This is a genomic window from Croceitalea dokdonensis DOKDO 023 (assembly GCF_001306415.1).
Lineage (GTDB): Bacteria > Bacteroidota > Bacteroidia > Flavobacteriales > Flavobacteriaceae > Croceitalea > Croceitalea dokdonensis.
Genome location: NZ_LDJX01000001.1, coordinates 136,900 through 152,498 on the forward strand (window position 1 = coordinate 136,900; position 15,599 = coordinate 152,498).

Annotated in this window: 10 protein-coding genes; all 10 read left to right on the plus strand. The window is 43.1% G+C overall.

Features of this window, described 5'->3' with window-relative positions; translation table 11 throughout:
* Positions 1 to 339 precede the first annotated feature (339 nt).
* Positions 340 to 2,307 (plus strand): tetratricopeptide repeat-containing sensor histidine kinase, encoded by a 1,968-nt coding sequence (locus I595_RS00570; RefSeq protein WP_054557992.1) that lies wholly within the window; start codon positions 340 to 342, stop codon positions 2,305 to 2,307.
* 179 nt (positions 2,308 to 2,486) lie between these two features.
* On the plus strand, positions 2,487 to 3,539 hold the full coding sequence (locus I595_RS00575) for an o-succinylbenzoate synthase (RefSeq protein WP_054557446.1): 1,053 nt from the start codon (positions 2,487 to 2,489) through the stop codon (positions 3,537 to 3,539).
* On the plus strand, positions 3,530 to 4,477 hold the full coding sequence (locus tag I595_RS00580) for a CPBP family intramembrane glutamic endopeptidase (RefSeq protein WP_054557447.1): 948 nt from the start codon (positions 3,530 to 3,532) through the stop codon (positions 4,475 to 4,477). Before I595_RS00575 ends, I595_RS00580 begins: the two co-directional genes overlap by 10 nt.
* A complete protein-coding gene (locus I595_RS00585) occupies positions 4,455 to 5,525 on the plus strand; it encodes an AMP-binding protein (protein ID WP_054557448.1) in 1,071 nt (356 codons plus the stop codon). Before I595_RS00580 ends, I595_RS00585 begins: the two co-directional genes overlap by 23 nt.
* A 98-nt stretch (positions 5,526 to 5,623) precedes the next feature.
* Positions 5,624 to 6,973 (plus strand): M24 family metallopeptidase, encoded by a 1,350-nt coding sequence (locus I595_RS00590; protein WP_054557449.1) that lies wholly within the window; start codon positions 5,624 to 5,626, stop codon positions 6,971 to 6,973.
* A 155-nt stretch (positions 6,974 to 7,128) separates the two neighbouring features.
* On the plus strand, positions 7,129 to 8,925 hold the full coding sequence (locus tag I595_RS00595; protein ID WP_054557450.1) for a carboxypeptidase-like regulatory domain-containing protein: 1,797 nt from the start codon (positions 7,129 to 7,131) through the stop codon (positions 8,923 to 8,925).
* A gap of 46 nt (positions 8,926 to 8,971) precedes the next feature.
* Entirely contained in the window at positions 8,972 to 10,714 is a 1,743-nt protein-coding gene (locus tag I595_RS00600) for a carboxypeptidase-like regulatory domain-containing protein (protein ID WP_157449609.1), read from the plus strand.
* 46 nt (positions 10,715 to 10,760) lie between these two features.
* Positions 10,761 to 12,503 carry a hypothetical protein gene (locus tag I595_RS00605; RefSeq protein ID WP_157449610.1) on the plus strand — a complete coding sequence of 581 codons (1,743 nt, stop codon included), beginning with the start codon at positions 10,761 to 10,763 and terminating at the stop codon, positions 12,501 to 12,503.
* Positions 12,504 to 12,550: 47 nt separating this feature from the next.
* Complete coding sequence (locus tag I595_RS00610) at positions 12,551 to 14,434, plus strand: hypothetical protein (RefSeq protein ID WP_054557453.1); 1,884 nt, start codon at positions 12,551 to 12,553, stop codon at positions 14,432 to 14,434.
* Between the two features lie 4 nt (positions 14,435 to 14,438).
* Complete coding sequence (locus I595_RS00615; protein WP_054557454.1) at positions 14,439 to 15,596, plus strand: carboxypeptidase-like regulatory domain-containing protein; 1,158 nt, start codon at positions 14,439 to 14,441, stop codon at positions 15,594 to 15,596.
* The last annotated feature ends 3 nt before the right edge of the window (positions 15,597 to 15,599 follow it).

Consider the following 15,599-nt stretch of genomic DNA (forward strand, 5'->3'; position numbering starts at 1 on the left):
TTAATTGATAGTTAAAAGCATATCAAGGTTTGATATGTTTTTTTTTGCTCGGTTAGGATTCGATGGATGTTTTGTTGTCGACGAAAAACACAAAACATCGATAAAAAGCATATTCGCCAATATCATTTTAATTTTCACAACATAAATGGGAAGTTTCACAACAATTTCCATTAGCGTTTTTAGGTACACTATACCTTTGAATTAAATTCAAGACCCCAATCTTGTAAACCTACTACAATGCTATTCAAAAAGACCATATGGAAGTCTGTATGGTCTTTTTTTTGATAATATTTATACGTATTAGGCGTTTTGAAGATGAATAGCAATAAAATAATCAAGATGGAAATTAAATCAATGCTTAAGGTTTTTACTTGTGCATTGTTTTTCACCACCTCTTCCCTTACCCTGCTAGCCCAGAAAGATAGCATAGGCATATCCGCCCTAGAAAAATTTAAGAGGGCACCGGACCTAAATGCAAGGGCAACTTCTTTTTACGTCACTCCAAACAGGTATTCCGTAAATTCTGCATACGATTGGTTGGAGACTGTGAACGTTTACCTGGATAGCGCAAAAAAAATACAGGATACTTCCGCCATGTTAAGTTACCAACTCATGCAGTCCCAACTCTATAATGATATTGGGGATTTTGATAAGAGCGTGGCATTGGCCAAAGAAGTGATGGCCGTGAATGATACGGTAAACAATGTCTTATCCAAACGTGCACTTATCTTGCTTGATGAAAACTATGGAAAGCTTCAACTTTACGATAAACAGATAGAGGCAAGGGAAGCAATGAGGGATAGGGGCATCATAGAGGAAGTTAGCTTTTATGATATTTATGCCAATATGGGGCTTTACCGTAAGGCTATGAAAGAATATATCCGCACCGTGGGCACCACCATACCGGACGGAGACGTTTTTGCTAAGGCCAAACACCATAATAAGGTGGGCCAGTTTTTAAAATTGGACGAATCACCCTCAACGGCGATTAACGAATTTAAAAAAGCCTTGGGTTATTTAGAGGTATACGTAAACGATATCTCTGAGGTGAAGACCCAAAAAGATATTTTTGAAAGCGAGTTTTTAAAGGCAGAGATTGAAGGTCATATAGGTCAGTGCTACGTAAAGCAAAAAGAGTATCTAGAGGCAATTTCCTTATTACAAAATAGCTCGGACAAGTTAAAAACCTATGTGGGCGATACCTTTAAGGGACAATTGGTAGATAATGCCCTTTATTTTGCAGAAGCACACCTCCAATTAGATAATAACAAAACCGCTAAAAACACCTTGGAAGGGATTAGAGCTCCCCAAACCATTAAACAAGAAATCTCTTTAAACAAATTGTTGGCCACCTATTATGACAAGATAGAGAATTACAAAAGTGCCGCACAATACTACAAGAAAAATGAACGCATTACAGACTCATTAAACGCTATTGAAAATACCGTTTTAAAACAGCAATTGGTGGCTATTGTAGGAACGTCTGACCTTGATAACTCCAGAAAGCTCATACGGGAACAGAAATTGGCAAACGAACGTTTTAGAAATGAAATACAAGCTAAGGACGAACGGATTTTTTTGGTGTATATTTCATTGGTATTCATCCTTTTAGGATTTGCGGGCTTGGTTTTTGCCTATGTAAAAAGTATCAAGAACCAACGATTGATTGCAGAACAAAAACACCTGATAGAAAACTCCCTACGGGAAAAGGATTCATTGCTCAAGGAAATTCACCACCGGGTAAAGAACAATTTACAGATGGTTTCCAGCCTCTTAAGCCTACAAACCAGAAACACCAAGAGCAAGGCCGCCATTGTAGCTTTGGAAGAGGGTAAAAGTAGGGTTAAGGCCATGGCACTGATACATCAGAAACTTTATCAGAATGATGACCTTTCTTTTATAGAAATGCAAGGGTATATAGAAAGCCTGATCAACAGTGTCCAATCCGTCTATAAAAAAGGCGGACATAACATTAACATTACCATAGATGCGGAGGGTACGGAATTGGATATTGACCGCGCCATTCCTTTTGGTCTCATATTGAACGAATTGGTTTCCAATACTTTTAAATATGCCTTTCCAGATGGTGACGAGAATGGTAAGATTTACATTCATCTTAGAAAAAATGGCGACCGTGGGTATTTTGAGTATTCGGATAATGGGGTAGGCCTTGCAGGGGATTTTGACCAGAATACCAATGGTTCCATGGGCTTGCGTTTGATCAACCGCTTGGTCAATCAACTTCAATCAAAGCTCAACATAGATAAATCCAAAGAAGGCGTTAGGTTTTGGTTCGATTTTAAATAGGACCCCCTAATTAGCATTTCCCTTTAAGTTTTCCTAAACTGTTTTGAAATCCTGGCAATTGTTGCGTTATAGTCCTAAATATGGGTAATTTTGATATCTGTTCCTAGGGTGGTTGCCACCCTATTTTTTGAGTCAATTTTAAAAAGTAATTTATCCTTAGTTAAAAAGCATTACCACGGATGAAGGCATACGCCAAAAAGTATATTTTAAAGTTTAAACGGCCCAGTGGAACCTCCCGCGGAGTGCTTAGACAAAAAGAGACATGGTTCGTTATTCTGGAAAAACAGGGAAAGTATGGCATAGGGGAATGTGGTATCCTTAGGGGTTTAAGTATTGATGATCGGCCAGATTATGAAGCAAAACTAAACTGGGCATGTAAACATATAGGCCAAGGTCTAGCCTTCCTATGTCAAGAATTGACGGAATTTCCATCCATACAGTTTGGACTGGAGCAGGCTTTTATGTCTTTGGATGCGAATACTCCCTTTGAGCTATTTCCATCTAACTTTATCCAAAAAGAAAGCCCCATAGCAATTAATGGATTAATCTGGATGGGCAGTGAAACCTTTATGCACCAGCAGATTAAAGATAAGATTGCCTCTGGCTTTTCCTGTATTAAACTGAAGATTGGTGCCATTGATTTTGACAAGGAATTTAAGTTGCTAGAAGGTATAAGAAGTCGGTTTTCCAGTAAGGAAATAGAACTTAGGGTAGACGCCAATGGCGCATTTGGCCCAGAGGAAGCAGCTTATAAGCTTAATAAGCTGTCCAAACTGGAATTGCACAGCATAGAACAGCCCATTGCCGTTGGTCAATGGGAACAAATGACCCTTTTATGTAAAAACACCTCCTTGCCCATAGCCTTGGACGAGGAGCTGATTGGGATTTATGGGAAGGAACGCAAACGGGAATTACTGGTAAAGACCCAACCACAATACATTATATTAAAACCAAGCCTTATTGGGGGTTTTTCTGGAGCGCTGGAGTGGATAAGCCTTGCGGAAGATTTGGATGTTAAATGGTGGGTCACCAGTGCTTTAGAGAGCAATATAGGTTTAAATGCTATTGCGCAATGGACCTATACGCTACAGAACAAATTGCCACAAGGCTTGGGAACAGGAAGTCTGTTCACGAATAACCTTGGCAGTCCCTTGGAAGTATCAAACGGAAAACTGTATTACAGAAAACACCTATCTTGGCAATCAAATTTAATTGAGGGATTATGTTTATAGAACAAGGACATCGGGGCGATTTACAGCTTTGGAAGTACTTATTGATTCCCGTAGGGTTTTTGGGACTTATGGTCATCAACTACATTACGGTTATTTTTTCGGATCAACCTGTGGATGTGGTGATGAACCAGTTAATCGAACAAATAGGCAAGAACACGGTCTTGGTAATCAATTTGGGGATATTGGCTTTTGGACTTTTATTTTTATTGTTTTGGACCAAGTTTGTACATCCACAGTCCATAACCTCACTCACTACGGCGAGAAAAACGGTGGACTGGAAACGTATTTTTACGGCATTTTTCATTTGGGGTGTGTTTACCTCAGGAATGATGCTGCTGGATGTATTTTATTTAAATCCAGAAGACTATGTGCCCAATTTTGATTTCAATAAGTTTTTGATACTCCTGCCCATTGCGGTTTTTTTGATTCCATTGCAGACAAGCTTTGAAGAGTATCTTTTTAGGGGATATATCATGCAAGGTTTGGGTATTTGGGTAAAAAACCGTTGGCTGCCCTTGATTGTTACTTCGGTGTTGTTTGGGGTAATGCACATTGCCAATCCGGAGGTAGGAAAGATAGGTTATGTAATTATGGTCTATTACATTGGCACTGGATTCTTTTTAGGCATCATTACCCTAATGGATGAAGGCTTGGAGTTGGCCCTTGGATTTCACGCTGCCAATAATCTTTTTGGTGTTTTATTGGTAACCTATGATTGGGGGGCTTTGCAGGCAGATGCCTTGTTTAAAAATATAAAAGAACCGGAAACGGCTGTTTTAACTGAGGTTTTAATGCCGGTATTTGTTATTTTCCCATTACTTATTTTGTTGTTTTCCAAGTTTTACAAATGGAACAATTGGTCAGAGAAACTAGCTGGTAAAGTGAGGTCAAAAGAAGAATTTTTAGCTCTGGAAAATGAAAATACATCCGCAGTTTAAGTTCAACGGCCAGTCATTTTCTAAGAGCCATTTAAGTGAAATAGCCTACAGTTTAGTAAAAGAAGGAAAGCCTTTTGAAAAGCCCTTAGGGGATTTCATGTTGGACTGGTTTGATGCCAAGGATACCATAATCGTGAACACCTCTGGTTCCACAGGAACTCCAAAACCCATCCGGCTAAAGAAACGGTATATGGCCAATTCTGCGTTGGCAACAGCATCGTTTTTTAGGTTAAAGGCTGGGGATACAGCCCTACTTTGTCTCCCTACGGATTATATTGCAGGTAAGATGATGTTGGTTAGGGCCATGGTATTGGGGCTAGAGTTGGATGTGGTTGAACCAACTTCCCATCCACTCCAACATATTTCTAAACCCTATGATTTCTGCGCTATGGTTCCATTACAGGCAGAACAGTCCTTACCAAGGTTGCATCAGCTAAAGAAACTCATTATTGGCGGTGCACCAGTGCCACACCGTTTGCAACAGGAATTGTCCAATACTACGGCTTTATGTTATGAAACTTATGGGATGACGGAAACCATTACCCATATAGCAGCAAAACAACTTAACGGTTTTAAGGATAATTTGGAGTATCAGGATGTTTTTAAGGTCATGGATAATGTTAACATTAAAAGTGATGGCAGGGGATGCTTGGTGGTGGATGCACCCAACGTGTCCGATGCAAGCGTTCGTACAAACGACTTGATTGAAATCCTGGACCAAGATACCTTTAAGTGGTTGGGTCGTTTTGATAATATCATCAATTCCGGAGGCATTAAACTGCAACCGGAACAAATAGAATCCAAGTTGGCTACAGTATTGGGGACTCGGTATTTTGTTGCTGGCGTGCCAGACCCAGCGTTGGGTGAAAAACTAATTTTAGTCATAGAAGGCCAAGAGGATAAGGAAAACGTATTAAATGGCATTCGTTCACTCAAATCGATTTCTAAATATGAGGTTCCAAAATCCGTTTATTTTGTTCCTAAATTCATTGAGACTACCACGGGTAAAATTCAACGCTCAAAAACAATTGAGGCCATTTCCATGTGATCCTAGGTTGCACCATCTCCTTGGTAATCTTAACATAAATTAGCTTGATTTGCCATTATTGGGTAAATTCAAATTTAAAATTCATAAAAATCCTAAGAATGAGAAATATAGTAGTTGCTTGCATCATTTTTTTACCCATCCTTCTTTGTTCACAACACATCCTTCCGGAAAAAGAAAGGGCTAGGGTAGTGGACGAAATTTTAGAAGAGCGTTTAAATACCCTACTTCCCAAACTCATGGATAATACGGCCATAGATATGTGGATATTAATATCAAGGGAATATAACGAAGACCCTGTTTTAAAAACCATGTTGCCAGCTACTTGGCTCAATGCTAGAAGAAGAACCATATTGGTTTTTTACAGGGATAAAGAGAAAAACACTTTAGATAAATTGGCCGTGGCCCGGTACAATGTGGGAGCGAATATTAGGTCCGCTTGGGATAAGGAGAAGGAACCCAATCAATGGAAAAGGTTAATGCAGCTCATTGAGGAACGCAATCCCAAAACCATTGGTTTAAATTATTCCAAGGACCATAACATTGCGGACGGATTGGATAAAACTGACTATGATGAATTCCTAAGAAATCTCCCTAAAAAGTTTCAGAATAGGGTAACCACGGCAGAACAGCTGGCCGTCCGGTGGATAGAAACCCGTACGCCAAGGGAAATGGTGCTCTATAACCAATTGGTATCCATTACCCATAGTATTATTGCTGAGGCATTTTCAGAGAAAGTAATCACACCAGGGGTAACCACAACCACTGAAGTGGAATGGTGGATGCGTGATAAGGTCACCCAATTGGGTTTGGAGACTTGGTTCCATCCAACGGTAGACGTACAAAGAAGCAGTGAGGAATTGGTAGGACATTTATATTCATTTTCCGGACGGCCAGAAGACATGGTCATATTGCCAGGGGATTTATTGCACTGTGATTTTGGAATCACTTATTTAAGGCTAAATACGGACTGTCAAGAATTGGCCTATGTGTTAAAACCTGGGGAGACCAGTGCTCCGGAATTTTTGGTGAATGGTTTAAAGGACGGCAACCGGGTACAAGATTTCCTGACCAAGAACATGGTAAAAGGTCGCACGGGCAATCAAATTTTGGCAAAGTCCTTGGCTGAGGCAAAAGCTACTGGTCTAAGGCCTTCTATTTATACACATCCACTAGGTTCTTATGGTCATTCGGCAGGAACTACCATTGGGATGTGGGATGCGCAGGAAGGGGTCATGAAAGACGACGGAGAGAATTACCCTTTGAATACAAATACGGTTTATGCCATTGAGTTGAACACCACCATTACCATCCCGGAATGGAAGCGGGATATCCGGATAATGTTAGAAGAGGCTGGGTTTTATGGGGATGATGGATTTAGGTATGTGAATGGTAGACAAACAGAATTGCTTTTGGTGCCTAGGGTTAAGGGGCATCAAGGGTATGAATAAATGCCCATATTTAATAGTAATACTCTTTATTTTGAAATTAACACATTTAAACTATTGTTAAAAAAAGTAAAGTACCCGCCGTTTTTAAGTAACTTCTAGCCAAATTGATGTGGACTAAAGAATCAATATTTAGTTGATTTAAAAATGGTTAGGTTATGAAAAGAAAAATTCAAAGTGTGTTTTTAACGCTTTTTATGGTCGGATTTGTTTTCGCCCAGGAAGCAAAAATTATCAAAGGTAAAGTCACGGATGGTAAGGCTGCCATCGCGGAAGCAACCATTGAGGTTCTTGATAAGGAGACGGTTACGTCAAGTGATAAGCAGGGTAACTATATCATAACTGCCAATGTGGGAGACAAGATTCGTTTTTCATATCTGGGAATGAAAACGGTCACAATTAAGGTAGAGGATATTACCCGCATTTTAAATCCGGTTTTAGTCCCTGATATCACCGAGCTTAATGAGGTAACCGTTCAGAGTAGTAAGAGAATTTCCCAAAAAGAGCTAGCGGCCAATTATAATGCCCGCGAAAATATTATTAGAACAGCATTTGGATATATAGATGCGGAAAGGGCAGCTGGAAGCATACGATTCCTTCAGGAAAAAGATATCCGTTCGGTGAATTTGGGTATATTGGAATTGTTGCAAAACAGATTTCCGGGGGTACAGGTCTTTGGCAGCACCATTGGTGCTAGGGACTTGTCTGGGGGTGCAGTTTCAACGGCATCCAGTTTAAGAGCAGCTGGCCCCGCTGTTTTTATTCGTGGATTTTCTTCGGTGCAAAGCCCACAGCCTGCCATTTTTGATATCGATGGTCAGGTATTTGTTGATGTCCCCATTTGGCTGGACGTGAACAACATCAAACGTTTGGCAATACTTAACAATCTGGCCACCACCACGCAATATGGTGCGCTTGGAGCCGGCGGTGTGGTGGTAGTGAACACGTTTTCTGGCAATAGTGCTCCGACACAGGTCGTGGATCAAGCACGTCTTCGCAATAATTTTTACAAGAATGATGCGCTGAGCGGTGAAAAGCTGCGTGCCAACTGGCCCACTTATAAAAAAGAGCTATATGGTGCCGCAAATTTAGATGAAGCCAAAATGGTGTACCAAAAATATGCAGACAGCTACTCTGGGTCTCCTTATTTCGTGATGGATGTCCAAGAATATTTTGTAGAAATGGGTAATACGGGGTACGCCGATGCGGTTGTTTCCGATAATTTTGGCCTATTCAGTGGCAACCCCGTTTTGTTAAAGGGCTTGGCCTATCAATATGAGGCACAAGGCAATCCTGAATCTGCCAATGAGCTTTACAAAGAGGTGTTCCTGCTGCGGCCCAATTATGCCCAAAGCTATATGGATATGGCCAAGAGTTACCGGGACATTGGCAGCTCCAAACTGGCTGCAGCAATTTTTGCACGTTATGGCTATCTGCTGGAAGAAGGATTCATGGAGGCCGATACGGTAAATTTTGCGCCTATCCTAAGCCGAGAGATTAACAACTTATTGGCCCTTGAGGGAGATGCCGTGTTGGATAAAGGTTCCACATCGGAACTTTATGTAGGGGAGGAAAATTTCAAAGGCACCCGTTTGGTATTCGAATGGAACGATAGTGAGGCGGAGTTCGACCTCCAATTCGTAAACCCTGAGAAACAGTTTAGCTTATGGAAGTATAGCCTTGCCGATACTGCGGAGCGGGTAAACTTGAGCAAGGAATATGGCTATTCCATGATGGAGGAGTTGATAGACGGCTCACTGCCCGGGACCTGGCAGGTGAACGTGAGGTACCACGGCAACAAGAGCCTGACCCCAACCTACCTAAAGGCCACGGTATACCACAATTACGGAGAGGTATCCCAGCGCAAGGAGGTAAAGGTGTTCAAGCTTACCCTTAAGGATGTGAACCAAGAGCTCTTTAGGGTACAGACCACCAAGGGCGTCGTGATGAGATAGTATAAAAGTAGACTAACTGCCAGTCTCTGGCCAAATAAAAATTCTTATGAAAAAAAATGTTTTACTTGTTTTGATGATTTGCTGCTGTGTAGGCCTCACCTATAGCCAACAGCGTACGGTTAAGGGCAAGGTTACTGATGGTAAGAACCCTATTGAAGATGTTGTGGTTAAGGTTGTCGATAAAGAAGCAATGGTAAGCACAAACAATATGGGTTTCTATCAAATTGAGGTAGCCACTGGAGATGTATTACAGTTTGCATATATGGGTATGAAAACTGTAAAAATAAGGATAGAGGATGTCACAAATATATTAAACCCTATTCTAGTGCCAGATATTACTGAGCTGGACGAAGTAACGGTTAAAAAAAGTAATCGTAAATCACAACAGGATTTAGCGGATGAATATCAAACAAATTCAAATATTATCAGAACTGCCTTTGGGTATTTGAACTCAAGAACCGCACCAGGGGCTGTTAGAATGTTGAATGCTGAAGCAATCAACCCGGTCAACCTTTGCATCTTAGATTTGCTTAGGGGACGCTTTGCTGCGGTAGAGGTAGGTGGTGACTGCATTAAACAAGAAGGTAATGTTTTTATTAGAGGGTTTGGAAGTTTAACTTCGGCGACACCTGCAATCTTCGATATCGATGGTTTAATAGTAGTGGAAACTCCGTTTTGGTTAGATGTTGGAAATATCAAACGTTTGGCCATACTCAACAATCTGGCAAACACAACCCAATATGGATCAGTTGGGATTGGTGGTGTAGTGGTCATCAATACGATTGCGGGCAACACGGCTCCTAAACAGGTCGTGGACCAAGCACGGTTGCGCAACAATTTTTATCAAGGCGATGCGCTGGGTGGCGAAAAGCTGCGTGCCAACTGGCCCACCTACAAAAAAGAGCTATATGCTTCCGCCAACCTGGACGAGGCAAAAATGGTATACCAAAAATACGCTCCAACATACTCAAACTCGCCCTATTTCCTTATGGACGCCCAGGCGTACTTTGCGGAAAAGGGAGACAACGCCTATGCGGAGAAGGTGGTTGCGGACAACGGCACGTTGTTGGAGGGCAACCCTGTCCTGCTCAAGGCCTTGGCCTACCAGTATCAGGCACAGGGCAACCATGCATCGGCCAATGAGCTCTATAAAGAGGTGTTCCTGCTGCGCCCCAACTATGCCCAAAGCTATTTGGACATGGCCAACAGTTACCGCGACCTTGGCCGCGCGAAACAGGCGGCGGCGATATATGCCCGCTATGAGTACCTGCTTCAGGAAGGGTTTATGGAGTCGGACAGCATCACCTTGGCCCCAATGATGGACCGGGAGTTCAACAATTTGCTGGCCTTGCAGCGCGATGCTGTGCTGGACGGCAAGAAGCGTAAGTCTGTCTATGTGGCCGAGGACAGTTTCAAGGGCACGCGTTTGGTTTTTGAGTGGAACGATGGGGAGGCGGAGTTCGACCTTCAGTTCGTGAACCCCGAGGGGCAGTACAGCCTTTGGAAGCACAGTTTGGCGGACAATGAGGCACTGATAGGTCGGGAAAAGGACTTTGGTTACAACATGACCGAGGAGCTGATAGACGGCTCGCTGCCCGGGACCTGGCAGGTGAACGTGAGGTACCACGGCAACAAGAGCCTGACCCCAACCTACCTAAAGGCCACGGTGTACCACAATTATGGTGAGGTATCCCAGCGCAAGGAGGTGAAGGTGTTCAAGCTTACCCTAAAGGACGTGAACCAAGAGCTCTTTAGGGTACAGACCACCAAGGGCGTCGTGATGAGATAGTATAAAAGTAGACTAACTGCCAGTCTCTGGCCACAAAAAAATTCTTATGAAAAAAAATCTTTTACTTGTTTTGTTGATTTGCTGCTGCGTGGGCCTCACCTACAGCCAACAGCGTACGGTCAAGGGTAAGGTTACCGATGGTAAGAACCCCATAGAAGATGTTGTGGTACGCATATTGGACAAGGATGGTATCGTAACAAATACGGATAAAACCGGATTTTATGAGATTGCAGTCTCCACCGGGGACAAAATTGAATTCAAGTATATGGGAATGAAGACGGTTACCATACTTGTGGAAGAAGTTACAAGAATTCTGAACCCTATTTTAATACCGGAAATCACCGAACTGGACGAAGTAGTGGTGCGTAAAAGCCGAAGAAAATCGCAAGCTGACCTCGCCAGGGAGTATAAAACAAATACCGCTATCATTAAAACAGCCTATGGTTATTTAAATGCCCATTCTGCTCCCGGAGGCGTTCGTATGATGAGTGAAGACCAGATTATACCCGGTAACTTATGCGTTTTAAACCTTTTACGAAATTATTTTCCTGGAGTAAGCGTTCAAGGAGATTGTTTTTCGGGCGGCACAGTATATGTAAGGGGGTTTAATAGTTTTGCGTCACGAAATGGAGCTATTTTTGATATTGATGGTCTCATTGTGGTAGAAGCACCTATATGGTTAGATTTAGCCAACATCAAAAGAATAGCCGTTTTAAATAATCTCGCAAACACGGTAAAGTATGGTGGTCTTGGAAATGGCGGGGTTATCGTAATCAATACAATAGCTGGGAATCATTCGCCCACGCAAGTAATCGATTATGCCAGACTTAAAAACAACTTTTACCAAGGCGATGCGCTGGGTGGCGAAAAGCTGCGTGTCAACTGGCCCACCTACAAAAAAGAGCTATATGCGTCCACCAACCTGGACGAGGCAAAAATGGTATACCAAAAATACGCTCCAACCTACTCAAACTCACCCTATTTTTTTATGGACGTAAAGCGGTACTTTGATGAAATTGGGGATGAGGATTTTTCTGAACGCATAGTAGCGGATAATTTCCGTTTGTTTGACGGTAATCCGGTACTTTTAAAAGCCTTGGCCTACCAGTATGAGGCACAGGGCAACCATGCATCGGCCAACGAGCTCTATAAAGAGGTGTTCCTGCTGCGCCCCAACTATGCCCAAAGCTATTTGGATATGGCCAACAGTTATCGCGATCTTGTCCGCCCCCAACAGGCGGCCGCCATCTATGCCCGTTATGGTTATTTGGTTGAGAAAGGTTTTATGGAGCAGGATACGGTAATGTTTGCACCAATCATGAATCGCGAGTTCAATAATCTACTGGCCTTGGAGCGCGATGCCGTTGTAAAGACCAGCAAGCGCAACAAGCTTTACGTTGCCGAAGAAGATTTCAAGGGCACGCGTTTGGTCTTCGAGTGGAACGATAGTGAGGCGGAATTCGACCTGCAATTCGTGAATCCCGAGAATCAATATCATATTTATAAACATAGCCTTGCGGACAATGATGAAACAATTGAACGTAACAAAGAGTTTGGATATAGCATAACAGAAGAGTTCATAGACGAAGCCTTGCCAGGGACATGGCTTGTCAATATCAAATATCACGGAAATAAAAGTTTAACACCTACATACCTTAAAGCCACGGTATACCATAATTATGGTGAGGTATCCCAGCGCAAGGAGGTAAAGGTGTTCAAGCTTACCCTTAAAGACGTGAACCAAGAGCTCTTTAGGGTACAGACTGCAAAGGGCATCGTGATGAGATAAGGAAAAAGTAGAACCAGCGCCGACTTCCGGCTGTAAAAACGTTGACCATGAAAAAAATCATATTTATTTTTATAATAACCTGCTTTGGCATGGTCTGGACCTATGGCCAACAGCGCACGGTAAAGGGTAAGGTTACCGATGGTAAGAACCCTATGGAAGATGTTGTCGTTGGTATTTTGGACAAGGATGGTATCATAACAAATACGGATCAGAAAGGCTTCTATTCCTTAGCCGCAGTTCCTGGCGATGTACTAACCTTTTCTTTTTTAGGGATGCTACCAATCCAGATTGTTGTTGAAGATGTCACTAGAATATTAAACGTGACCATGGTTCCGGACATCAATGCTCTTGACGAGGTAACGGTTAAGGGTAGCAGGCGACTTTCGCAACAGGCTATTGAGGAACAGTACAATTTTAGGGGAAATATTATACGTACAGCCTTTGGATATATTGATGCGGAAAGGGCATCTGGGAGTATCCGTTTTCTCCAAGAAAAAGATATCCGTTCGGTCAACCTTGGGATACTGGAACTGCTGCAGAACAGATTTCCCGGGGTCCAAGTATATGGGAGTACGATTGGTGCACGGGATTTATCGACCACCTTGGCCTCTAGTACTTCTAGGATAAGTGGAGACGATGCGGCAGCAGAAAACGGAACCAATGATCAATCCAATAATTTAGCAGGCAATAACCCAGTTACAAGATCCAATCGGCGTTCTGAGGGTCCCGCAGTGTTTATCCGGGGATTTTCTTCCATACAGAGCCCTCAGCCCGCAATTTTTGACATCGACGGTCAGGTTTTTGTTGATGTTCCCATTTGGCTGGACGTGAACAACATAAAACGTTTGGCCATACTCAACAATCTGGCGACCACAACGCAGTATGGTGCTCTTGGAGCGGGCGGTGTAGTGGTCATCAATACGATTGCGGGCAACACGGCTCCTAAACAGGTCGTGGACCAAGCACGGTTGCGCAATAATTTTTACCAAGGCGATGCGCTGGGTGGCGCAAAACTGCGTGCCAACTGGCCCACCTACAAAAAAGAGCTATATGCGTCCGCCAACCTGGACGAGGCAAAAATGGTATACCAAAAATACGCTCCAACATACTCAAACTCGCCCTATTTCCTTATGGACGCCCAGGCGTACTTTGTGGAAAAGGGAGACAACGCCTATGCGGAGAAGGTGGTTGCGGACAACGGCACGTTGTTGGAGGGCAACCCTGTCCTGCTCAAGGCCTTGGCCTACCAGTATCAGGCACAGGGCAACCATGCATCGGCCAATGAGCTCTATAAAGAAGTGTTCCTGCTGCGCCCCAACTATGCCCAAAGCTATTTGGACATGGCCAACAGTTACCGCGACCTTGGCCGCGCGAAACAGGCGGCGGCGATATATGCCCGCTATGAGTACCTGCTTCAGGAAGGGTTTATGGAGTCGGACAGCATCACCTTGGCCCCAATGATGGACCGGGATTTCAACAATTTGCTGGCCTTGCAGCGCGATGCTGTGCTGGACGGCAAGAAGCGTAAGTCTGTCTATGTGGCCGAGGACAGTTTCAAGGGCACGCGTTTGGTTTTTGAGTGGAACGATGGGGAGGCGGAGTTCGACCTTCAGTTCGTGAACCCCGAGGGGCAGTACAGCCTTTGGAAGCACAGTTTGGCGGACAATGAGGCACTGATAGGGCGGGAAAAGGACTTTGGTTACAACATGACCGAAGAGCTGATAGACGGCTCGCTGCCCGGGACCTGGCAGGTGAACGTGAGGTACCACGGCAACAAGAGCCTGACCCCAACCTACCTAAAGGCCACGGTATACCACAATTATGGTGAGGTATCCCAGCGCAAGGAGGTGAAGGTGTTCAAACTTACCCTAAAGGACGTGAACCAAGAGCTCTTTAGGGTACAGACCACAAAGGGTATTGTGATGAGATAAGGAAATGGGGAAAAAGACTTTGCTTACTTTGGTGCTTGGCCTCTTGATGCTTTTTCAATTGAGCGGGCAAACGGTTTTTAAAGGGCGCGTACTTGATGATACCACTAGAGAGCCAATACCGTACGTAAACATTGGTATTGTTGATTTAGGCATAGGAACCGTAAGTGATGAAGAAGGGTTTTTTTTAATGAAGTTTAACGCAAACAAGCTTCCGCCTTTGACCACTATCTTGTTTTCTGCCTTGGGCTACGAAACCCTAAATTTTCCAATAACCAAAATCAGCGAACAAGGAATCGCAAATCAAGATATTTTATTGGTTCCGAAAGCGCTGGAACTCAATGAAGTGGTTGTATCCAATAAGGGAGAAGAATTTATACGAGATAACGTGGGCTATCGAAATTTTGGTGAGAGAAGCTACGGATACTGGAAAGATAATGTGGCAGAAGGGGGGGAGTTGGCCACTCGGGTTGTTGTTAAGGATGGATTGCGGAAGTTAGAGCAGCTGTCATTTCAAGTATGGCATAATCCATCAGATAGTCTATTGCTGCGAGTGAATGTTTATGATGACGATGGAGGCATATCTAGATTGCCGGGAACACCGCTCAACAAGTCGGGCAAAAGTATTTTTTGTACCATAAAAAAGTCTAAGGAAGGAACTAACGAGTTGGTAAAGGTAGATTTAAAACCTTATGACATTTATGTTACCGATGATTTTATCATCTCTTTGGAGCTGCTAGAGGTTTATGGCCCTACTGCCTTAGGTTTGGTAATACCCGCTGCCTTTAACCAATATGGAAGTTATAGAAGGTATTCCAGTCAAGATAAATGGGTCAAGTTTACGGATACCAATATGGCATATTATGTAGAGTCCAGTTTATTGGTGAGTAAGAAGCAAGCGGAGCGTTTTCAACGAAAATTAGAGCGGAAAGAAAAAAAATCACCCACGATTGCCGGTTTTGCCATTTCTAAGGGAAAAATGATTCCTAAGGTTACCGTCATTAATAACGATACCGGAGAATCTACAAAGACCGATGCCCAAGGCAGGTACCGTTTGGCAGCACAGAAGAAGGATATTATTATTTTTAGAAAGGAGGGCTACAAGGACCTTAACCTTATCGTTGGTGAAAAGCCTACAATGAATGCCCGTTTACAAGAACAATAGTTT